Raw genomic sequence first — 22068 nt, forward strand, 5'->3', positions numbered from 1 at the left:
ACATGCGTGAACAGAACAAGCCCTTCGTTGTCACCGACCGCCGCAAGTTCACCATGGACGGTGAGCTGCGCCCCGACGCTGATCCTTCGCCAGAGAGAGAAGAGCGCGCCACCAGTCCGGTCGAATCCGCAACCGTAGTCCCGACAGCCCCGACCCCGCCCGCCACACCCGAGACACCGCAAGACCCCGAACTCCCCCCAGCCCTAACCGCCGAGCAGACCGAGCAGGCCAAGCGCGCCTACGACATGACCGCCGATCGCCTCGACACCGCCATCCGCTCGGCCAACCCCGGCATGGACCACCCGCCCACGATGAGCTTCGATCAGCTCGTCCAGTCCGTCTACATGACCTCTATCCTGCAGCTCGGCGGCACCACGCAGGAGGGCCAGCAGCCCCAGGTCGATATCCTCGGAGCACGTCAGAGCATCGACATGCTCGCCGTCCTCGAAGAGAAGACCAAAGGCAATCTCTCCCCCGAAGAGTCCCGCCTGCTCGAAAGCGCTCTCTTCGAGCTGCGCATGGCCTTCCTCGAAGTCACGCAGGCCCTCGCCCGTTCCGCAGCCTCCAAAGCCCCCGGCGGAGCAGGCCGTCCAGGCCCCGCAGGCCCCAGCATCGTCCGCTAACGATGGAGGCGACCCTCACCTTCCTCGGCACCGGCACCTCCATGGGGGTGCCGACCCTCGGCTGCGACTGCGCCGTCTGCACCTCCGCCGTCTCTCCTCAGGGAGACCCCCGCAATCGCCGCACCCGCCCATCCCTCCGTCTCGACTACAACCACCACACCATCCTCGTCGACACCGGCCCCGACTTCCACGCCCAGGCCATTCGCGAGAACATCCACCGCGTCGACGCCGTCCTCTACACCCACGGCCACGCCGACCACGTCCTCGGCTTCGACGACCTCCGCCCCCTCAGCTTCCGCGGCAACGGCAACCTGCCCATCTACGCCGACGACGCCACCGCAAAGACCCTCGAGCGCATCTTCGAGTACACCTTTCGCAAAGAAGACCGCTACCCCACCAGCGCCCGCGTTGAGATTCATCGCATCGACCCCACGCCCGGCTCAGGAGTCGATCTCTTCGGCGCATGCATACGCCGAGTCCCCGTCACCCACGGCCGCGAGCAGATCACCGGCTACCGCTTCGGAAACGCCGCCTACCTCACCGACATGAGCGACATCCCCGCCGAGAGCATCCCGCTCCTCCAGAATCTCGACGTCCTCATCCTCGACGCCCTCCGCCGCGACCCCCATCCCAGCCACTCGCACCTCGACAAATCCGTCGCCCTCGTCGAACAACTCAAGCCGCGCCGAGCCTTCTTCACCCACATGAGCCACGACCTCGACCACGCCGCCACCGAGGCCGACCTCCCACCCCACATCCGTCTGGCCTACGACGGCCTCAAGCTCACCTTCGAGATCGCCTGATGCAGATATTCCGCCAACTCGCCGACATACCCGCCGACTTCGGCCCATCGATCGCCACCATCGGCAACTTCGACGGCGTCCATCGCGGCCACCAGTGGGTCATCGCCGAGGTCGTAGCGCAAGCCCACGCACAAAATCTCCGCTCCATCGCCATCACCTTCGATCCTCACCCCGCACGAGTCATCCGTCCCGAATCCAGTCAACCGCTCATCACGCCGCTCCCGCAAAAACTCGAGCTGCTCGCAGCCACCGGCATCGACGCCGTCCTCGTTCTCCCATTCACCAGCGAACTCTCCCGCATGACGGCCCGCACCTTCGCCACCGAAGTCCTCCAGCGCGCACTCCACGTCACTCAACTGCACGAGGGCGAAAACTTCCGCTTCGGCTATCAGGCCGAGGCCGGCATCGAAAGTCTCGAAGCCCTCGGCCGCGAACTAGGCTTCACCGTGCGCGTCTACGCGCCGCGCCACCTCCGCGGAGAGACTATCTCCTCAAGCCGCATCCGCCAGATGATCTCCGAAGGCGACGTCACCCACGTTCGCGCCCTGCTCGGCCGCAGCTTCGCCATCTGCGGCACACCAGCCTCAGGCCGCGGCTACGGCACCCGCTACACCGTCCCCACCATCAACCTCGCGCCCTACGCCGAGCTGCTTCCCGCAAACGGCGTCTACATCACCTCGCTCACGGTAGGCACAGGGCCATCAAGCGAAACCTTCGACGGAGTGACCAACGTAGGCAACCGCCCAACCTTCGGCGCGGACTCCTTCACCGTCGAAACCCACCTGCTCAACTTCCACCCAATCGAGCTGAACGAAGCAACGCCGCTCGTCCTGACGTTTCTGCGTCGTCTCCGCGCCGAGATGCGCTGGCCAAATCCCGAAGCGCTGAAAGAGCAGATCGGCCGCGACGTCGCCAAAGCAAAACGCTACTTCAATATATGTCGGGTGGTGGATTCGAAACTCCACTCCGCTCATCCGCAGGCTTAGCCGACATAGGTGCCGGCTTCACACGCGCCGCAACGGCCTGCGGCACCGAAGTAGGCTTCACCGGCACATAGATCGCCTGCGGCGCCACCCCATTCGTCTTCGGCTTTTCCCCCGGAACCGATGGCGCTGGGCCAGCTGGGGGATTAGCAGTGAGAGCACCTTTAGCCTTCTCCCCGCTCGTCGACCCGGAACCTATCGCCCCGGAATCTTCTGCTTGTACCTTCTTCACCTGCGGACGAACCGGACTAGCCTCGCCCACCCCAGTCCCGAGCGGCACGTCCAGCCTCTTCTTCGCCGCACCCGCAGTCGGAAACGCCTCATCCGGCCTGGTCGCAATCGCGGCCCTCATAAAATCCATCCACATCGGAAGCGCCGCGCGTGCCCCCGTCTCTTTTTCTCCAAGCGACTCGCGGTCGTCAAATCCAATCCACGTCCCACACGTAATCGACGGCGAAAATCCGACAAACCACGCATCGGTATAGTCGTTCGTCGTCCCCGTCTTGCCTCCCAGAGGATGCTTCAACTGCGAAGCCGAAGCCCCCGTCCCATACCGCACCACCGCCTGCAGCAACTGCATCATCGTGCGCGCCGTATCCACCGAGACAACTTCCGACACCTGCGACGGAGACGGGTCCAGCGGCAGTCCATCGGCTTGCGTAATCCTCCGAATGTATCGGGGTTCAATCCGGATGCCGTCGTTCGGAAATACGCTGTACGCGCTCACCTGCTCCGCGAGACTAATATCCGCCGAACCAATCGCCACCGGCAGAAACGCCGGGATATTGCTCGTAATCCCGAAGCGATGCGCCGTCTCGATCACCTTGCGGATTCCATACCGGTCCGCCAGCTTCAGCGCGGGAATATTCCTCGACTCGGCGAACGCATTCATCAGCGACATCGCGCCTTTGTAGTCGCCCTCATAGTTGTGCGGCGTATAAGGCCCGTTCGGCGTAGGAAAGGTCGTCGGCCCATCGACGATGATGTCCGTAGGCTTAGCCCCACCCTCAATCGCCGTCGTATAAACATAAGGCTTGAACGACGAACCCACCTGTCGCTGCGACTGCGTGGCGCGATTGAACTGCGACAACGCAAAGTCCCTGCCCCCCACCATCGCCAGCACCTCGCCGGTCGAGTTGTCCACCGCCATTATCGAAGCCTGCGCGCCCGAATCCTGCTGCAGCGACACCTTCAGCGAACCATCCGGCGAACTACCCTCCACCCTCACATAAACAACATCTCCCGTGCGCAGGAAACCATCGCCGTCGACATTCTGCGTCCATCTCCAGTCTTCCGGAGTCAGCACAGCCTGCCACGCACCAAGCTTTACCGTCACCTTCTTCGCAGTAACAACCGTCACCACACCGTGAACGTAGCTTCCGTTCTCAATCGGCTGCACCCAGTCTGGATGGCGATAGCTCTCCACGTCCGCCCCATCCAGCACCACGTTCGGCAGCCTTCCCTTCCACCCACGCCGCCGCTCATACGTCGCTGTGCCATCCAGAATCGCCTTATTCGCCACCTGCTGCAGATCCAGATCAAGCGTCGTATAAACCTTCAGTCCCGCGCCATGCACCTCTTCCACGCCAAACTGCTTCTCCAGCTGCCTTCGCACCTCTTCCACAAAATACGGTGCGATGCTGTTTGCCGGCGCCTCCAGGTGCAGCCCCAGCGGCGCTGCCTCCGCCTCCTCCGCCTGCTTCTTCGTGATCTTGCCATCGGCAAGCATCTCGCTGAGCACAAGATTTCTACGCCTCAACGCGCGGTCAGGATACTTGATCGGCGAGTAAGCCTCAGGCCCCTTCGGCAGCGCAGCCAGAAGCGCAGCCTCCGGCAACGTCAGATCCCGCACCTTCTTGTTGAAGAAGTACTCCGACCCAGCCTCAAACCCATACGTCCCATGCCCCAGGTAGATCTGGTTCGCATACAGCTCGAAGATCTGCTGCTTCGTAAATCGCCGCTCGATCTGCACCGACAGGAAGATCTCCTGCAGCTTGCGGCCATACGTCTTCTCCGACGAGAGAAACAAGTTACGCGCCAGCTGCATCGTCAGCGTCGACGCCCCCTGCGTCTTCCCGCTCGAATGCAGATCCCGGTACGCGGCCCCAACAGCCCGCACCAGGTTCACCCCCCAGTTGCTCTCAAAACTCTTGTCTTCAATCGAGATAATTGCCTGCTTCAGAACCGTCGGAAACTCCGAATACGGCAGCACCACGCGACGCTCCAGCGCAAACGAGCCAAACGGCTTCCCATGCACATCCAGCAACTCCGTCGTAGTGTTCGGACGATACCTCGCCAGGTCATCCATCTGCGGCAGATCAATGGAGTAAACCAGCATCAGCCCGCAAAGCGCGCCAAAGACCGCAGACAGCCCCAGCAGCGCATAAAACGTAACCCGTCTCGCAATTCGCCGGCTGGGATAATCAGGTCCGTTCAGCGTCGCGCGGCGAAGCGCACGTTGCCAATCGGGTATCTCGTCATCAGGCGTTGGCGGCCTTCTCTCGGGGCTGTGTAGGCTCTGCACGAAGTCTCACAATAGCATGGCAGAGTGGGCGTTACTCTCCCACAAAAGGGCCAATCGCGCCCGAAACCACCAGCCTAAGCAGCCTTGCTCTTCAACAGGTCCAGCGCCTTCGTAAGTTGCTCATCCACCGTCACCGCCGGCTTCTGCAGCGGCTGCTGCGACTTCTCCGCCGGAGTCGTCGTATCCTCTTCCGCCACCGCATCCTCTGCGGTCGAAGCCACCAGAACGCCCGGCGTCACGCCATCATCCTGCAGCTTCTTCCCCGAAGGCGACTCATACTTCGCAATCGAAAGAATCAACGCCGCACCATCCGGCAACTCAAACGTCTTCTGTTGAGCACCTTCGCCAAACGTCTTCTCGCCAACCAGGTCCGCCCGCTTGTTATCCAGCAGCGCCGCAGCCACCAGCTCCGCAGGGCCCGCCGTCCCACGATTTACCAGCACCACCACCGGAGCCGTCGTATTGATCGCCTTCGACGCCTCCGCCGTAAACGTCTGCTTCGCTACCTTCTGCCCTTCAAGAATCGTAATCGTGCCGTCCTTCAGGAAGAAGTTCGCCAGCCGAGTCGCCTCCGGCATATCCCCCGCCGCAACGTCGCGCAGATCCAGCAGAATCTTCTTATTCCCCACCTTCGGCATCGCCTTCAGCTTCGTCTCAATCTGCTGCACATGGTCATGATCCAGCACGCCCGGCTTCAGATAAAGGATCGACGAGTTCTCATACATCGTCTCCGCAACCGGCGGCGGCGGCGTCGAAACCCGCGTCATCACAATCTTATCCGGAGCAGCCTTCCGCGGTCGCACCACCGAAACCGTCAGCTCGCTCCCCGGTTGCCCTTCCAGCAACAGCTGAATCATCGCCAGCGAGATATCCCGCGTATCCTGCGGTCCGATCGCCTCAATGATGTCGCCATCAGAGAGATTCGCCTTATCCGCCGGACTCCCCGGCACCACCGAAACCACGGTCGCATACCCAAACCGCTTCGAAACATTGATCCCCACCTGCGCCTTGCCGCCCTTATCCGCCTTGAACGCCTTGTAGTCCTCCGGCGTCAGATAGCTCGAGTCCGCATCGAGCGACTCCAGCAAGCCACGCAGCGCGCCATTGGTCACCGCATTGATATTCGGCTCTTCAACGTAGTCGGTTTGAATATGCCGCAGCACCTCGCTGTACACGTTGATCTGGCGATACGCCCCATCCTGCGGCTCACTCGCAGCGTTCACAGGGTTCGAGTTCACCCCAAGAAACACCGTGACAACCAGAACAACCGACACAGCGAGCAACAGAATCTTCGAGATCTTAGGCATAGTTCGGAGCAACTCCAAGGGGTATTCCTGGCGCAACAAAAGTTAGACGCACCCGCAGGCGAAATGACCCCGCAGGCAAAACAATATAGACAAAATGATACTCTCGATCCATACAGAGTGCGCCAGCAGTCGCTATAACACTTTGGTGGCGGTGGACAGAATCGAACTGTCGACCTACGGGTTATGAGTCCGTCGCTCTAACCATCTGAGCTACACCGCCGATGTGTGTAAGGGGTATGCCGGCGCAAAACTCCTCTGTAGTCAGAGAGAACCATCGCCACGGCACAGCCATCTCCAATCATACTTGATTCCGGCCACAGCGAAAAGCCGCCCAGCGACCGCGAGCAGCAGGCCTGCGACAGCGATCAGCCGACCAGCCAAAGCGGAAAGCCGAGCATCCTCGGCGTCATCCCCGCCCGCCTCGCCTCCACGCGCCTCCCGCGCAAAGTCCTCCGCACCATAGCCGGACGCCCCATGCTCGCCTGGGTCTACGAGGCCGCCAGCGCCTGCCCCCAGCTCGATCGCGTCCTCATCGCCACCGACTCCGACGAGGTCGCCGAGCTCTGCCACCGCAACCACTGGCCCGTCCAGCTCACCTCACCCGACCTCCCCAGCGGCACCGACCGTGTCCACGCCGTCGCCCGCCACCACCACGCCGACATCTACGTCAACATCCAGGGCGACGAGCCCCTCCTCAAACCCCAGCACCTCACCGCCCTTCTCCGCCCCTTCACCCACCACCACGTCGAAGTCTCCACCCTCAAAGTCCTCTGCACCCCCGAAAACATCGCCAACCCAAACGCCGTAAAGGTAGTCACCGCCGCCGACGGCCGCGCCCTCTACTTCTCCCGAGCCACCATCCCATACGACCGCGATGGAGCCGCCCCCGAATACTGGAAGCACATCGGCCTCTACGCCTACCGCAAGGCCACGCTCGAGCGCTTCCCCACCCTACCCCCCAGCCTCCTCGAACAAACCGAACGCCTCGAGCAACTTCGCTTCCTCGAAAACGGCATCAGCATCTACGTCGAACCGACCGAGTTTGACACCATCGGCGTAGACACCGAAGCAGACCTCCAACGCGTAGAGGCCCTCCTCCTGCGCCAATAATCAAATCCGCTCCTATCCTTCCCTCCGCACCTCTCTTCGCTCCATCAACCCATCCGCAACACCACCACCCAAGACACCACCCCCACAACACCGCCATCCCATGACATCGTCATCCTGAGCGAAGTGACTCACGGCACTTTGTGAGTCACGCAGTCGAAGGATCCCTGTATTTCGCCTTCGCGTTCGCCTTTGCAGTTTGCCGGTTCTTGCGTCATTCCGCACCCCGTGCGACGCCGAAGCCGAAGGAATCTGCTGTTGCCTTTGCCTCTAGGTACCCCAAGGCTTCAGCCTTGGGTCTCTATCGAACCAGACAGTCGTGGGGCTTTAGCCCCTGGAGTATGCCGTCCTCTCCAAAAACGTCCCACTTGTAGAGCCCAACCCATACCAAGCCGTCCCCCACCCACAAAAAAACCGCCACCCCACCGAAAGCAGTAGACTAGGTTCCCACCCAAGGGAGCAGAAGCATGTTGCTCGAACTAGCCAAACCCGTAGCCCTTTTCCTCTGCCTTCTCTCCCTCTTCATCATCTTCCACACCGTCTTCTTCCCCCTCGAAGACCCCCACCTCCTCCCCCAGCCCCATCAGGTCCTCAACGACCCCACTCTGGACTCGCTCCTCCTCCTCGCCCTCTCCGCAGCCATCTCCCTCATCGGCGGCCTGGTCTTCCGCGAAGCCGAGCCCCTCCCCCGCCCCTCCCTCTCCTCCACCCTGCCGCTCCAGATCTTCTATTGGGCCACCGGCATCATGCTCCTCCTCTACCCCCTCGCCTCCTTTCTCGAAACCCATTACATCTTCACCCCCACCATCCACTGGTGACGAAAATCGCTGTCAACCCCCTGAATCACATAAAGCAAGCGTATTCAACGATATAAGCGTGGCGCATCACTTAACCACAATCCTCTATAATTGAAGCAAAGGGAACAAAAACTCCGCCAAACCGCGGAGTTTTTGCGTTTAAAGCGAACACTCAGCCGTAACCCCTTTGTTTGCAAGAATCTGCAAGCAAGCCCTTTGTTATCTCGTATTTGCAGGCGAAACAAGGGTCTAAGCCATTGAAAAAAAGGCAGTTTACACACCGGTAATATGGGGGGTACCCCCTGACCCTGGAGACCTGACTCTGGAGAGAGGAGACAAGACGTTGACCGAGACATCCCGCAGGCGACACGCCCAGCAGCCACCAAACTCAGCCCACCGGAGTAAACCGCACCTCAAGCCCATTCGCGCCCGCGCCCATAGAAACCCCCTCAAGCGACCGAACCACCCACTGCGCACCCTTCAGGTCCTCCACAGTATGGGTCCCAGCCACGCCCAACACCTGGCACCCAGCCGCCAGCCCGGCATCAACGCCCGAAGGCGCATCCTCCACCACCAGGCAATCCTCAGGCCGCAGTCCAAGCAGCTCCGCGCCGCGCTGGTAAGGCTCCGGGTCGGGCTTCCCCCGCTCCACCATGTCCGCACTGATAATCCGCTCCGGAACCGGCAGCCCAGCCGCCTTCAGACGCCCCAGCAGCAGCCTGCGCGTCGCCGAGGTCACAATCGCCCACCGCTCCGCCGGCAGACTCTCCAGCAGAGCCTTCACCCCCGGCAGCACCACCAGGTCCGCCACATCGTTCATCTCCAGATCCTCGATATACCGCAGCCCCTCCTCGGGATCGATCTCCGGAACCAGCGACTTCACAATCTCGATCGCGCGCATTCCATGCGGCACCATGAAGATCTCTGCATTGGGAATCCCATAGTGCTCCGCCCACTCCCGCCAGCAGCGCACCACCGACCCAATCGAGCTCACCAGCACCCCATCCATATCGAACAGGATGCCCTTCGCCTTCACGCAGGCCTCTTCGCTCAAGCCTTCTTTGCTCAAGCCCCACGTCCCTGCAGTACAAACGCCTTCGCCGCCGCCAGCACCCGCTCCACCGACTCCACCGAGCAGCTCTCGCAGTACACCCGCAGCAACGGCTCCGTCCCCGAAGCGCGAAGTAGCAGCCACGTCTCCGCCGCCTTGGGCTTGCCGACGCAGTCAGGATTCTCCAGAAAGAACTTGATCCCATCCAGCGTCTCCACCCGAAGCACCTTCAACCCCGCAAAGTCCGCCGTTCCCACCGACTCCTGCAGAGCCTTTGCCCGCGCAATCGCAGACTGCTTCAGCTCCTCGTCAATATGCATATCGATGCGTCCATACTGGTGCTCGCCGAACTCCTCCTGCAGCGCCGCCACCAGCTGGCCGAGCGTCTTCTTCTCATCCGCCATCACATTGGCCAGCAGCAGCGAGTTCAGCAGCCCATCCCGCTCCGGCAGGTGCCGGCTGATGCCAATACCCCCCGACTCTTCGCCGCCGATCAGAATCTCCTGCTCCAGCATCAGGTCGCAGACATACTTGAACCCGATCCCATGCTCATGCAGCCGCCGCCCGTACTTCGCCGAGATCCGGTCCAGCATCTTCGTCGTGTTGAAGGCGCGCGTCACATCCCCCGGCCACTTCTTCCGCTCCAGCAGCCACTTGAGCAGCACAGCAAAGATCTTGTGCGCATCCACCACGTTGCCATGCTCATCCACCGCGCCGATCCGGTCCGCATCCCCATCCGTGATCAGCCCCGCATCGCACTTCTCCGCAACCATAGCAACCTGCGCAGCCTTGATGTGCGGCAGAATCGGCTCAGGATTAATCCCCGGAAACGCCGGATTGATCTCGTTGCGAATCTCGACGAAAGGAACCCCGGCCCTCGTAAAGATCCCAGCAACCACGCCACGGCCCGCCCCATACATGCAATCGATCAAAAACTTATATCCGGAGGCACGAATCGCATCGAGATCGACAAAGCGCGCGATCGCAGCAACGTAATCGGTATTGAAGTCGACCTCCTCGATCGAAGCAGACTTCGCAGCCTTCGCCAGCGGCTTGTCGAGATAGCTCTCAATCGCTGCCATGATCGAAGGCTTGCCCGAACCGCCATAACTGGCCTTGTACTTCACCCCGTTCCACTCGGCCGGATTGTGGCTCGAGGTGATCATCACGCCACCCGCAGCCTTGCGCTCGCGAACCGCATACGACAGCGCAGGCGTAGGCGTAATCTCCGCAGCCATGGCCACCGGAATACCCGCCCCGGCGAGCACCTCGGCAACAACCTTCGCGAAAGAGTGCGAGCCGAACCGCGTGTCGTAAGCGATACACACCCCAGCCGCCGCATTCTCGTGCGCTAAAACGTAGTTCGCAATCGCAGACGCCGCCACCCGAACGTTCGCATAGGTAAAGTCATCCGCAATGATGCCCCGCCAGCCGTCCGTGCCAAACTTTACCACTGTCTCTGCCATAGTTTCTTCGATTTTTCCTGAATGAATTGATGCAGCAACCCGCAACAGCGAAAAGAAAGGAAGACAAGAAAAAAATAAAGACGAAAGGTGAACGAAGAAACAAGCTTCAGATCAGGTCTTCTCGACCAGCACTCTTCAGTTGAGCGACCACCTTGCCTACATCCTGCGATCGCTCCCGAGTCGTAATCAGCAAAGCGTCCTTCGTCTGAACCACAACCAGATTCGTCACACCAACCAGCGCAATCACCTTCCCTGGCGCATGAATGTAGTTCCCGCTCGAGTCGATCGAGATGCAAAGCGGATCTTCGCCCTCAAACACATTCGTCAGCGAGACGCTCTCCGGAGGACAACCAGCCGCATGCTCATGCAACGCAGACCAACAGCCCAGATCGTTCCACTCGAAGTCGCCTGGAAGACTGTAGATCTCAGCGCTTGCTTCGCCCTTGGACGAGCGCGGCTCAAGCACCGCATAGTCGATGCTGACGTTCTCGCACTGCGGATAAACCTCCGCGAACACGCGCTCGAACTCCGCCTTCGAGACGCGATGAGCAGCAGCTATCTTCTCCAGCAGCGGAGCCATCGCAGGACAATGCTCACGAATCGCATTGGCCAGAGTCCGCGCGCTCCAGAGGAAGATCCCTCCGTTCCAGGCGTAGTTCCCCGATGCAACGAACTGCTCCGCAACCTCAGTGTTTGGCTTCTCCGTAAACCGCTTGACGCGCCGAACCGCAACTCCGGAATGAGGAACCTGCGCAGGATCTACAGTCTCCCCCAACTCGATGTAGCCATAACCGGTCTCAGCCCGCGTAGGAGGAACTCCCAGAACGACAATCTTCTCCCCACTCGCAGCAAGCGTAACGCCAGCGCGAATCACCTCCGCGAACCGCGCCCCATTCTTCACCACATGATCCGACGGAAAGATGCCAATCACTGTCTCTGGAGAACTCGATTCCAGCAGAAACGCAGCAAGAGCACACGCAGGCGCGGTATTTCTGGCCGCCGGTTCGCTCAGGATATGTTCGCGAGGTACTTCAGGAAGCTGCTCGGCGATCAGGTCATCAAGAAGGCTGTTCGTGATCACCCAGACTTCGCCCGGGTCGACCAGCGGAGTCAACCTCTCCACCGTCTGCTGAATCATGGTCCGCTCGCCATCCAGAGCCAGCACTTGCTTCGCCCGAGCCTTTCGGCTTCGAGGCCAGAACCGTGTTCCGCTCCCGCCTGCAAGAATCACCGGAGCGAACTTCTGCTCCGTCTTACCGCCTTCAATGGACATAAGCCTCCGTCTTAGTGAAAAGACCGCACTGTAAAAGCAGCAGTGCGGTCCAGACGCAAGATCAACAGCTAACTCAGTGTTGCAAAGTAGTCCCGCATTCGCTTCACGCCTTCATCCACGACGTCGTGCGAGACGGCGTAAGACAGCCGAATATGTTCCGAGGTCCCGAAGGCCTCCCCGGGAACGACCACAACATGCGCCTCACTCAGGAGCTTCGCTGCCAAATCCGATGCGGACTCGATACCGCCCTTGCCGATGAACCGGCTGATATTCGGATACACATAGAAGGCTCCCTGCGGCACAGTGCACGTCAGACCCGGAATGGTCTTGAACCCCGCCAGAATCTGATCGCGCAGCTTGATGTAGTCAGCGCGCATCTCCGTGACACACTCCTGCGAACCGGTCAATGCCGCAATCGAGGCTCGCTGCACCATGCTGGCCGTGTTCGAGGTGCTCTGCGACTGAAGCTTGCTCATCGCTGCAATGATCGGCTTTGGCCCCAGCGCAAAGCCGGCTCGCCAGCCAGTCATCGCATACGTCTTCGAGAGTGAGCCCAGTACTACGATATGTTCCTTGCAATCGGTGAAGGAGCCACCGCTGACGACTTCTCCGGTGAAGGTCAGGTAGACGTAGCACTCGTCGAGCAGCACGTAAATGCCATGCTTGTGAGCGAGGCGAACGATCGCTTCGAGATCCTCCGGAGCGACCACAGCACCAGAAGGATTCGACGGAGTGTTGAGGATGATCGCCTTGGTCTTCGGGGTGATCGCCGCTTCAATCATCTTCGCGGTGATGCGGAAGTTCTCTTCCTCTTTGCTCTCGACCAGAACGACTTTTCCGCCTGCGTACTGGATGATGTCCTTGAAGGAGACCCAGTAGGGAACGGGGAGGATCACCTCATCCCCGTGGTCAACCAGCACCTGAATCGCATTGAAAAGCGCCAGCTTGCCGCCGGTAGTAAAGACGCACTCTTCGGGTGTGTAGTTCGAGCCGAAGTCGCAGGCGTGCCGATCGACGATGGCCTTGCGCACCTCCGGAATACCAGCCACGTTTGTATAGCGGGTGAAGTTCTTCTCGATTGCTTCTATGGCCGCGTCCTTGATGTGGCGCGGCGTAGAAAAGTGAGGTTCGCCGGCGCCGAAGTCCGCAAGATTCACGCCTTCAGACTTGAGCTTCAGCGCTGCGGCTGTGATCGCCATGGTTGCGGAAACTTCGATGCGGCCGATACGGTCCGCGAATATCTTCGTCGCTGTCGCTGTGGTCATATCTCTAGTTTGGCAGATTTAGCCAGCGAGATAAAGGAGCAAGTCTTCTCAGGCCCTCAGAGCCGGTTCGGAACCTTCGCCTTGAGGCGCTCAACAACCAGCGGAGGCACCAGAGCCGTAACGTCGCCGCCGAGCTGGAAGACGCCTTTTATCAGTCTTGAACTGACGTAAGTGTACTTTTCTGCCGGCATCATGAAGAGGGTTTCAAGCTCAGGATCGAGCTTCCGGTTCATCATCGCCATCTGGAATTCATACTCATAGTCGCTGATCGCACGGATGCCCCGAAGAACAGCCTTAGCACCCTGCTGCCGGGCAAAGTCGACCAGGAGACCATTGAAGGTGGTTACCGAGACATTCCCAAAGCTGCGGGTCGCTTCGGTGATCATCTCTTCACGCTCCGGAACGGTGAACAGAGGCGTACCCTTTTCCGAGTTGCGCAGGATCGCTACGACCAACTCATCCACGATCTTCGACCCGCGGGCTATCAGATCGAGGTGTCCGTTCGTCAGTGGATCGAAGGTTCCAGGATAAATTGCTTTTACCGTATGCATGCATGAGCAGCATACCTTGCTTTACCGGTAAAAAATAAATCTCCACGATTCTGTAGTCTTGCGGGGCCGCTCGGGCGTCTCTTTCAACAGCAAAACAATGCCGCAGCAGCCTGAATACGGTTCCCAAATGCCATCACAAGCTCTCAGCTCCGATAGTCTCTCCATCACGCGGCAGACGGTCATCGCGCAAGCGCAGGCCACTGCTCTCGACGATATGGACTCGATTGTGGCCACCTATGAGCAGCGGATCTTCCGCTTCCATCTGGTCTCGATCCGCGACCGCGATGTGGCGCAGACGTTGACCCAGGACACCTTCGTTCGAGCCTGGTCGGCGCGCAGCAGCTTCCGCGGCGACTGCTCGATCCTGACCTGGCTGATGCGGATTGCGCTGAACCTGGTTCGCGATCACACCCGCACCGACCGTTTCCGCTTCTGGAAGCGGGTCTCGGACACCGCCGTCGATGTATCCGACATCTCGTCCTACGTTCCGCATCGCGACAGCTCCCTCGAGTCACGCCTGATCGCGAGCGAGCAGATGACGCTGGTGTGGCAGAGCGTTGCAGAACTCTCGGAGCGCCAGCGAAGCGTCTTCCTGCTGCGGTTCCTCGAGGAGCTTGAACTCTCCGAGATCGCCAGCATCACAGGTCTACCGATCAGCACCGTCAAGACACATCTTTACCGAGCCCTCGCGACCATTCGGGCTCGCCACACCGCCTCTCTCAAGGACTCCTTATGAACCTCCACCTCACTCACGAGCAACTCTGCGACGTTCTCCTCGCTGACTCGTCCCTTCCGTCTGCTGGCGCCGATCATGAGACCGATGTTGTCGATCAGCACCTTCAGGCCTGCCTGATCTGCGCCGCGGAGCTGAAGAGCCTGCGCGATTCGCTCTCTCACTTCCGCGATGCCTCGGTCGCCTACTCGCGGCAGGAGTTCGCGCACAGCTACGCGCGGCGCTCGTCCATTGCGCCTCCGCACAGCGTGCTCTCGCAGCCACTTTATTGGGCAGCAGCGGCGGTAGTCTTCGTCGCAGCCCTTTTCCCGATCAGCTTGCACCAGCAATCTGCCGCTCGTTCCGCAGCGAAGACCGCTGCTGCGGTGTCTTCGCAGACGGCGGAGTCGGATGAGGCTTTGCTCTCGGATATCGACCGGAAGGTCTCGGCTGATGTGCCTTCTCCAATGGAGCCGCTGGCCGATCCGACCGACAGCACAACATCACTCACTTCTACTTCAGATCAAAGGACGAACTAACATGCGTTTGAAACCTGTATTTTCGATTGTTCTATTCGCGACTCTCTCTGGAAGTTTTTTGACGGCGCAGCCACCCGCGGGTTCGCCACCTCAGGCCGGTGGGGGGATGGATCGGGACCGCGGCGGATGGGGTGAAGGAGTGGGGATTCGCGGGGCCTTTCGCATCGGGCCCCCAGGAATCTGGTGGCATAATCCCGACCTGATCCAGAAGCTGACCCTGACGCCGGACCAGCAGAAGAGGATGGATGACATCCTGCAGCAGAGCAAGCTGCAACTGATCGACCTGCGAGCCAACGTGGAGAAGCAGGAGGTTCTGATGGAGCCGATGCTCGCGGCGAATCCTCCGGACACGAACAAGATCCTGGCACAGATCGACCACACGGCGCAGGCGCGCGCAGAGCTTGAAAAGGCGAACGCCAAGATGCTGTTGGGAATTCGCAATGTGCTGACACCGGACCAGTGGACCAAACTGCAGGCCGAGGGGCGTGAGCGTCGCCGCATGCGGATGCTGGATGGCCCGGGGGGACGTGGAGGACCGGGTTCAGATGGCCAGACACCACCTCCTCCAGGCGCCCCGGGCGGCGGCGAGGGAATGCTCTAGCCTACCGACACGCATCTTCCCGGTTTGCTTTCCCGCAAACGGTCAGTAAGATGGGGGCGCATCCAAAGGCAGCTTAAGCTGTTCGCTTCCGGGAACGGGAGCTGCGCAAAATGAGGAGACCTCCAGCACGATGGGACAAGAGACCGTTCTTACTGCGTCTAAAATCGCAAACCCCGGCCCTCTCGGTCTGGCCGGTTTTGGCCTAACCACTGTAGTTCTCAGCTGCGTCAATGCGGGCCTTCTTCCACCGGAGGCCGTCGCTGCCGTCGTTCCCCTCGCCTTCGCCTATGGTGGAATCGCGCAGCTGATCGCCGGAGTGCTGGAGTTCAAGGCCGGCAACACATTTGGCATGGTCGCCTTTACCTCCTACGGCCTCTTCTGGTGGTGGTTTGCCCTGATGAAGTGGACCGTCGGAGCAGGTTGGTTGAAGGCCCCTCCCGCCATTGGCGTAGCGGTTGTTTTGCTGATGTGGGGAGCTCTGACCTTCCTGCTCTGGATCGTCACCTTTCGCCTCAGCAAAGCTGTCTGGAGTATCTTCCTCCTGCTCTGGATCACATTCTTCTTCCTGGCCTGTGGCGACTTCGGCTACCTCATCGGCAGCCTGAGCTGCACCAGAATCGGAGGATATCTCGGCCTGATCACCGGAATCGACGCTATCCTTGTCGCCTTCATCGAAGTTCTCAACGCAACCGCTGGCCGCATCGTCCTCTCACCTGGTAAACCCTTCCTGCGCAACTAAAAAGGAAGCGCCGGAATCAAGGCACCCAGCGCTTCCTTTGAACCATCGCTTTGCTTGAAGCTACTTCTTGGCTCGGACAGCTTCCTTCGCCTGAACGGGGCCGTCAGCGGGGACTGGCGGTACATCGGCTGAGGCTACGCCGGAGATGCCGAGCTTTTTGCGCAGTTCGGCGTCGACGCGGGCGAAGACGTCCTTGTTTTCCTTCATGAAAGCGCGGACGTTTTCGCGGCCCTGGCCGATGCGCTCGCCCTGGTAGCTGTACCAGGCTCCACTCTTGTCGACGATGTTGTGCAGGACGGCGAGGTCGAGCACGTCGCCCTCGCGCGAGATGCCTTCGCCGTAGAGGATATCGAACTCAGCGTCGCGAAAGGGTGCGGCGACCTTGTTCTTGACGATCTTGACCTTGGTGCGGGAGCCGACGACTGAGTCACCGTCCTTGACGGCGCCGATGCGGCGGATGTCGATGCGGACGGACGAGTAGAACTTGAGCGCCTTGCCGCCGGTGGTGGTCTCAGGGTTGCCGAACATGACGCCGATCTTCTCGCGTATTTGATTGATAAAGATGAGGCAGGTGCGCGACTTCGAGACGGTGCCGGTGAGTTTTCTCAGAGCCTGCGACATCAGGCGGGCCTGCAGCCCCATGTGGGAGTCGCCCATCTCGCCGTCGAGCTCAGCCTTGGGGACCAGCGCGGCGACCGAGTCCACTACGAGCACATCGATGGCGTTCGAGCGGACGAGGGCTTCGACGATCTCGAGGGCCTGTTCGCCGTAGTCGGGCTGGCTGACGAGAAGGTTGTCGATGTCGACCCCAAGTTTTGCGGCGTAGGCGGGATCGAGAGCGTGTTCTGCGTCGACGAAGGCTGCGAGACCGCCGGCCTTTTGCGCCTCGGCGATGATCTGGAGGGTGATGGTGGTCTTGCCCGAGGACTCAGGGCCAAAGATCTCGATGACGCGGCCACGGGGGACGCCGCCTACGCCGAGGGCTGCGTCGAAGGAGATAGAGCCGGTGGAGATGACCGAGATCGGCACGACGTCTTTCGAGCCGAGCCGCATGATGGAACCTTTGCCAAACTGCTTTTCCAGCCCGGAAAGGGCCAGTTCTATTGCCTTGCTGCGGTCATCTGCCACGTGATTTCTCTCCTAAAGAGTGGGTGAAAGGGAGGTTGATGTTTCAATTTGGGATTCTAGCATTCAAAACGGGAAAGGCAAATAAAAAGCGAACATAACTAAGAGGTGATTTGAGTGATAATGTCCTGCCGGACGGGCCCACTACGCGTGGGGCGGTCACTTCGTGACTCGTATACCTTTTTGCTGTGAGTGAAAGGCACTGGGCCTCCCGTTGGTCGGCGATGATGGTTCCGACCAACGGGAGGAGCTATGCCGCTCATCTTGCCTAGACCGGTATACCCGTCACGAAGTGACCGCCCCACGCGTAGTGGGCCCGTCCGGCAGGACATCTCTTCAGCTTTCGTCAGGTTTAGTGGTGGTCGTCGTGGTCGCCATGATGGCCATGGTCGTCATGATGGCCATGATCGTCGTGGTCGCCATGATCTTCGTGGTCCCAGTGGCCTTCGTGCATGCGCCAGCCTTCCTGGTAGTGGTCGTAGTGGGGATGGGACCAGTAGGCGCCGGCATAGGGTGGGCGATCCCAGCGGCCGGGAACCCAGACGTAACGGCGGTCGTTGATTCCCCAGTAGCCGTCGACCCAGGCATAGCCTTCGCCGGGGAACGGTGGGCGTACTTCATAACGCATGGGGGGCGGGGTTCTGCCGATGTAGATGTCAACCTGACCAAAGGTGGGTATGGTCAAGGTAACTGTTGTGAGTGCGGCAATTAGCCATTTTGTCTTCAAATAGTTCTCCGTTCGAGAGAACCTTACCTTCGCCTGCGGAGGGTGTCAATAACCCGAGGAGCACTTAGCCGGAGCGGGATTGAGCTGCAACTCATGGGATTAAGTCTGAGGTGGGAGTGCTGAGTGTGCATCGTATTCAGGGATGCCGGGGTCAGAGATGCCTGACTCTCCACGGCTTACGCTCCGGCGCGGATTCACCCCCACGGTCGCGGCCAACGCTATCGCCTGCCGTCGCTTCTCCTTGTGGATATCTGGAATCATCAGGTGCGGCGCCTGCATCTGATCAGTGTTGTCAAGACATCGTTCGCGAAATCTCTGCTGTTTTTCGGAGTGACAGAGGTGAAGGAAGTCCTCCAACAAGGTGTCAAAAAGACCTGGCGGCAGGTGACCCTTACGCATCGCCTGTTTTGTCTTCTTGTTATCGTGTGCGTCCCCATCGCAGCGGCCCAGAATAGCTTCCGATCCGCGCAACCAACTGGAACCATTATTGGTACGGTGACCGATATCAATGATGGCACTGTTCCTGGAGCTACCGTCGCTCTTGAAAGTCCTTCGCTCCCCGCGCCCGAACGCGTGAAGACCGGCGATGACGGATTCTTTAAACTCTCCCATCTGAATCCGGAGGTGCCCTACCATGTCACGGTCAGCGCCAAGGGGTTCGCAGATTGGAGTTCGCCCGAGATCACGCTGAAGCCGGGTCAGTATATGGATCTCACGGGCATTCGGCTCCGAATTGCAGTCGCGGTCACCGTAGTCAACGCCGTTAGCCCCGAGGAGATCGCCACCGAGCAGGTGAAGGAAGCGGAGAAGCAGCGCGTCCTGGGATTTTTCCCCAACTTCTATGTCGTCTATGACCACAATCCTGTGCCACTGACGCCGAAGCTGAAGTTCAGGCTGGCTTACAAGACCTCACTTGACCCCGTCACCTTCGCCGGCTCAGCGTTTATCGCGGGCATCGACCAGGCCGCCGGGACGCCCGACTACGGCCAGGGTGCCAAGGGCTACGGCCAGCGGCTGGGTGCCAACTACGCCAACGGGTTGACCGATATCTTCATCGGCGGCGCCATCCTGCCCTCTCTCCTGCATCAGGATCCGCGCTACTTCTACCAGGGCACGGGGACCAAGAAGTCGCGCGCGCTCCACGCCCTCTCTACGCCTTTCATCTGCAGGGGAGATAACGGACGCTTGCAGCCGAACTTCTCGAGCCTGGGTGGATATGTGGTCTCGGGCGCCATCTCCAACGCCTACTATCCTGCGTCGAACCGCGGCGCAGGGCAGGTTCTTTTCGACCACCTTTGTTGACATCGCCGCCGATATGGCCAACGGCTTTATCCAGGAGTTCGTCATGCACAAGTTCACCAAGCACCCGCCTCAGTAGTTCCTGCGGCTAGCGTTCCTGCGACTGGCGTTCCTTCGACTAACGGCGCAAGAGGTCGACTGGCTCGTTGACGTCTTCGATGCGGAAGTACTGGGCGAGCGACGGGTGCTTTTTGGCGACGGCCTTGTACATCTCCCAGGCGACGCGGCGATAGCTGAAGTGGCCGGCGACGCCACTGCGGAGTTCGGAGATGTAGAGGGCCTCGGCGAAGTCCATCTTGAAGAGAGAGCGGCAGCGGGTGGCCAGAGGGAGGAGGTACTGGGCGGATTGCGCGGCCTCGGGGACGGCGGAGTCGCGCAGGCTGCGGTAGGTGGCGTAGGTGGCGGCGAGAGCTTCGCTGTAGAGGGTTTCGAGGCCCGCTTCGGCGAGGGTGGGCTGGCCGGGGCAGATGGGCTCGTCGTAGCCGTGGAGGTCGGTGTAGGGCTGGAGGAGCTGGACGCAGCGGCGATGGCGATGCATGTCGCGGAAGCCGCCGATGTCCATGAGGATGTCGAAGCGGAGGCTGTGGCCGGAGGAGAAGCTGCGCAAGAGCTCGTCGTGGCGGCCGCGATGCTTGGTGCCGAGGGAGACGATCTCGCCGCGCTGGTTGGCGCTGAGGGCGGCGACCTGGTGGCGAAGCTGGCGGTAGGGGTAGTGGCTCTGCGGATAGAGGAGCGAGGTGGCGAGTTCGACCTCGAGAGGTTCGTCGCCGTCGAGGAGGTCGACGACAGGCGCGGGGGCGATGGGCTGGCTGCCCATGAGGAGCTTGGCAGCGTGGGCGAGTTCGCTCCGGGTTTCGCGCTGGTAGTCATTTGGGGAGGCGTATTTGACCAGCGTGGGCGCGGCTTTGACGGGGCGCAGGAAGGCTTCGTGGGCGCGCTCTCCGAGGCTGCCCTCGAGGGAGGCGATCTCTTCGCAGAGAACCTCACCGGCGGCGTGCTGGACGTTCCATGCGGGCTCGGAGGCGGCGTTGCGGAGCTTTTCGCCTAGTTGGCGGATCTCGGCGAAGTCGCTGGTGAGCAGACGCGAGACCTGGGTTTCGAGGGTGCGGGCGTTGACGATCTGGCCGAGCGAGGTGTTGGTCGCAAGCGGGAGGAGGTAGCGGGCGACGTCGAAGGCGCGGGCCTTGAGGGTGCGCTCGTAGGCGTCGGGCTTCATGGCTTCGGGCTGCGGGATGGCGGCCTTGAGCGCGGTGAGCATGCCGGCGCTGATCTTGTCGTAGGTGGTGAAGAGACGCTCGACGGCGGCGGTGAAGGTGGGGGTTTCGGTGCCAAGAGCAGGGGTGAACCAGCCGGAGAGGCGGAAGTTCTGGTAGCGGGTGGAGCGCTCCTGGCCGTCCCAGCGCTGCTCGTCGACGAGCTCGATCGCGGCGAGCAGGGAGAGACGCTCGATGGCGAAGGGGATGTGGGCGAGGTCGGCGATGGAGCGATGGCCGTAGGCGAAGTAGAAGGTGTTGAGGAACTGCTCGGCGCGCTGGGAGCTGATCTCGGCGAGGGACTCCTTCATGGTGAGAGCGGAGCGGGAGTACTTGGCCATCGCGTAGGCGAGGACCTCGGGATCGGCGCCCTGGATGGCGTAGACGTCGGTCTCGGTGGCGGGAGGAGGGAGGGAGGGGCTTTTCTGGCTGTCGGGCATGGTGATGCTCAGAATACTTGATCCTGCCGAAGTGGATTTCCGAAGAGTAATTCGACGACGACTATGCTGGAGCAATGGATGTTCTGAGTTCCCTCGAGCATCGGCCTTACCTGTTGCCCGCCGGGCAGTGGAGGATGGCTCAACGTTGGAACGATTTGCTGTTTGCGCATTGGCCGATTGCGGTGGAGGCGATGGCGCGGCTGCTGCCGGCGGGGCTTGAAGTGGACCGCTTCGACGGAAGGGCCTGGGTAGGAGTGGTGCCTTTCTGGATGGATCAGGTACGGACGCGGGCCGTGGGCGAGAGATGCGTCACGGTTCCGAGTGCGGGGAAGTTCTGCGAGTTGAATCTGCGGACCTATGCGCGTTCGCAGGTCACTGGCTTGCGCGGGGTGTATTTTTTCTCGCTCGATGCGGCGAGTGCGATGGCAGTGATGGGTGCGCGGACACTGTTTCATCTTCCGTACTTTCTGGCCGACATGCGACGAAAAACCGCGCAGGATGGAACGATCGAGTATCGCAGCAGACGACTGCTGACGGGGCGCAGCGTTCGTTTCGAGGCGAGCTATCGCGGCCTGGGCGAGGTTGCGAGGCCGAGTGCTGGCGGCACACTGGAACATTTTTTGACCGAGCGCTATTGCCTGTTCACTCCGCACGGAGGAAGGGTATTGGTAGGACACATTCATCATCTCCCCTGGCCACTGGAACGAGCGGAGGCAGAGATTCGCGTGAATGAGCTACCTGCGGCGCATGGTATTGCGCTGCCGAATCACGCACCGGTACTGCACTTCGCACGAGAGCTGAATGTTTACATCTGGTCGCTGCGGGAAGACCGCTCGGAGAACACCCAGGCGGGTTCGTATAATGAGTGAGTTTGTTGCAAGGA

General features: G+C 60.7%; 21 protein-coding genes and 1 tRNA gene. 11 read left to right on the forward strand and 11 right to left on the reverse strand.

Features of this window, described 5'->3' with window-relative positions:
- Positions 1–2: 2 nt before the first annotated feature.
- From HDF10_RS16885 to ribF, 3 genes are read left to right on the forward strand one after another with little or no spacing between them, the layout of a single operon-like run.
- Positions 3–623 carry a DUF1844 domain-containing protein gene (locus tag HDF10_RS16885; protein WP_183815449.1) on the forward strand — a complete coding sequence of 207 codons (621 nt, stop codon included), beginning with the start codon at positions 3–5 and terminating at the stop codon, positions 621–623.
- Positions 624–625: 2 nt separating this feature from the next.
- On the forward strand, positions 626–1426 hold the full coding sequence (locus HDF10_RS16890; protein WP_183815451.1) for an MBL fold metallo-hydrolase: 801 nt from the start codon (positions 626–628) through the stop codon (positions 1424–1426).
- Positions 1426–2412, forward strand: coding sequence for a riboflavin biosynthesis protein RibF (gene ribF, locus HDF10_RS16895; protein WP_183815453.1), 987 nt, complete (start codon positions 1426–1428; stop codon positions 2410–2412). The genes HDF10_RS16890 and ribF overlap by 1 nt, the downstream gene beginning before the upstream one ends.
- Here the strand turns inward: ribF and HDF10_RS16900 are convergent.
- The 3 genes from HDF10_RS16900 to HDF10_RS16910 all read right to left on the reverse strand — a co-directional run bounded on the left by HDF10_RS16900 (position 2357) and on the right by HDF10_RS16910 (position 6460).
- Positions 2357–4933, reverse strand: coding sequence for a PBP1A family penicillin-binding protein (locus tag HDF10_RS16900; RefSeq protein ID WP_183815455.1), 2577 nt, complete (start codon positions 4931–4933; stop codon positions 2357–2359). The genes ribF and HDF10_RS16900 overlap by 56 nt on opposite strands.
- Before the next feature lie 74 nt (positions 4934–5007).
- Complete coding sequence (locus HDF10_RS16905; RefSeq protein ID WP_183815457.1) at positions 5008–6240, reverse strand: S41 family peptidase; 1233 nt, start codon at positions 6238–6240, stop codon at positions 5008–5010.
- 143 nt (positions 6241–6383) lie between these two features.
- Positions 6384–6460, reverse strand: a tRNA-Met gene (locus HDF10_RS16910).
- Between the two features lie 176 nt (positions 6461–6636).
- Between HDF10_RS16910 and kdsB the strand changes: the two genes are divergently transcribed.
- Entirely contained in the window at positions 6637–7350 is a 714-nt protein-coding gene (gene kdsB, locus HDF10_RS16915; RefSeq protein WP_406706663.1) for a 3-deoxy-manno-octulosonate cytidylyltransferase, read from the forward strand.
- A gap of 464 nt (positions 7351–7814) precedes the next feature.
- Entirely contained in the window at positions 7815–8165 is a 351-nt protein-coding gene (locus HDF10_RS16920) for a hypothetical protein (RefSeq protein ID WP_183815459.1), read from the forward strand.
- 367 nt (positions 8166–8532) lie between these two features.
- On the opposite strand, the gene HDF10_RS16925 is transcribed toward HDF10_RS16920, so the two are convergent.
- The 5 genes from HDF10_RS16925 to coaD all read right to left on the reverse strand — a co-directional run bounded on the left by HDF10_RS16925 (position 8533) and on the right by coaD (position 13750).
- Complete coding sequence (locus HDF10_RS16925) at positions 8533–9213, reverse strand: HAD family hydrolase (protein WP_260177969.1); 681 nt, start codon at positions 9211–9213, stop codon at positions 8533–8535.
- The gene (locus HDF10_RS16930) at positions 9210–10661 is read right to left on the reverse strand and encodes a phosphoglucomutase/phosphomannomutase family protein (protein ID WP_183815461.1); all 1452 of its coding nucleotides are present in this window, start codon (positions 10659–10661) and stop codon (positions 9210–9212) included. Before HDF10_RS16930 ends, HDF10_RS16925 begins: the two co-directional genes overlap by 4 nt.
- Positions 10662–10767: 106 nt before the next feature.
- A complete protein-coding gene (locus tag HDF10_RS16935; protein WP_183815463.1) occupies positions 10768–11934 on the reverse strand; it encodes a mannose-1-phosphate guanylyltransferase in 1167 nt (388 codons plus the stop codon).
- Between the two features lie 68 nt (positions 11935–12002).
- The gene (locus tag HDF10_RS16940; protein WP_183815465.1) at positions 12003–13199 is read right to left on the reverse strand and encodes a pyridoxal phosphate-dependent aminotransferase; all 1197 of its coding nucleotides are present in this window, start codon (positions 13197–13199) and stop codon (positions 12003–12005) included.
- 56 nt (positions 13200–13255) lie between these two features.
- Positions 13256–13750, reverse strand: a complete 495-nt coding sequence (gene coaD, locus HDF10_RS16945; RefSeq protein WP_183768851.1) for a pantetheine-phosphate adenylyltransferase — start codon at positions 13748–13750, stop codon at positions 13256–13258.
- Positions 13751–13877: 127 nt separating this feature from the next.
- On the opposite strand from coaD, the gene HDF10_RS16950 reads away from it, so the two are divergent.
- From HDF10_RS16950 to HDF10_RS16965, 4 genes are all read left to right on the forward strand, one after another.
- The gene (locus tag HDF10_RS16950) at positions 13878–14486 is read left to right on the forward strand and encodes an RNA polymerase sigma factor (protein ID WP_183815467.1); all 609 of its coding nucleotides are present in this window, start codon (positions 13878–13880) and stop codon (positions 14484–14486) included.
- The gene (locus HDF10_RS16955; protein ID WP_183815469.1) at positions 14483–15001 is read left to right on the forward strand and encodes a hypothetical protein; all 519 of its coding nucleotides are present in this window, start codon (positions 14483–14485) and stop codon (positions 14999–15001) included. Before HDF10_RS16950 ends, HDF10_RS16955 begins: the two co-directional genes overlap by 4 nt.
- A gap of 1 nt (position 15002) precedes the next feature.
- Positions 15003–15602 carry a Spy/CpxP family protein refolding chaperone gene (locus HDF10_RS16960; RefSeq protein ID WP_183815471.1) on the forward strand — a complete coding sequence of 200 codons (600 nt, stop codon included), beginning with the start codon at positions 15003–15005 and terminating at the stop codon, positions 15600–15602.
- 130 nt (positions 15603–15732) lie between these two features.
- Positions 15733–16341: an acetate uptake transporter gene (locus HDF10_RS16965; RefSeq protein ID WP_183815473.1), complete on the forward strand. Its 609-nt coding sequence runs from the start codon at positions 15733–15735 to the stop codon at positions 16339–16341.
- 60 nt (positions 16342–16401) lie between these two features.
- On the opposite strand, the gene recA is transcribed toward HDF10_RS16965, so the two are convergent.
- Positions 16402–17469 (reverse strand): recombinase RecA, encoded by a 1068-nt coding sequence (gene recA, locus HDF10_RS16970; RefSeq protein ID WP_183815475.1) that lies wholly within the window; start codon positions 17467–17469, stop codon positions 16402–16404.
- A 349-nt stretch (positions 17470–17818) separates the two neighbouring features.
- On the reverse strand, positions 17819–18193 hold the full coding sequence (locus HDF10_RS16975; protein ID WP_183815477.1) for a YXWGXW repeat-containing protein: 375 nt from the start codon (positions 18191–18193) through the stop codon (positions 17819–17821).
- A 339-nt stretch (positions 18194–18532) separates the two neighbouring features.
- On the opposite strand from HDF10_RS16975, the gene HDF10_RS16980 reads away from it, so the two are divergent.
- Complete coding sequence (locus tag HDF10_RS16980) at positions 18533–19495, forward strand: carboxypeptidase-like regulatory domain-containing protein (protein ID WP_183815479.1); 963 nt, start codon at positions 18533–18535, stop codon at positions 19493–19495.
- 115 nt (positions 19496–19610) lie between these two features.
- On the opposite strand, the gene HDF10_RS16985 is transcribed toward HDF10_RS16980, so the two are convergent.
- A complete protein-coding gene (locus HDF10_RS16985; RefSeq protein ID WP_183815487.1) occupies positions 19611–21185 on the reverse strand; it encodes an FAD-dependent thymidylate synthase in 1575 nt (524 codons plus the stop codon).
- Between the two features lie 74 nt (positions 21186–21259).
- Between HDF10_RS16985 and HDF10_RS16990 the strand changes: the two genes are divergently transcribed.
- Positions 21260–22054, forward strand: a complete 795-nt coding sequence (locus tag HDF10_RS16990) for a YqjF family protein (protein ID WP_183815489.1) — start codon at positions 21260–21262, stop codon at positions 22052–22054.
- The last annotated feature ends 14 nt before the right edge of the window (positions 22055–22068 follow it).

This window comes from Tunturiibacter empetritectus, assembly GCF_014201375.1.
Taxonomy (GTDB): Bacteria; Acidobacteriota; Terriglobia; order Terriglobales; family Acidobacteriaceae; genus Edaphobacter; species Edaphobacter lichenicola_D.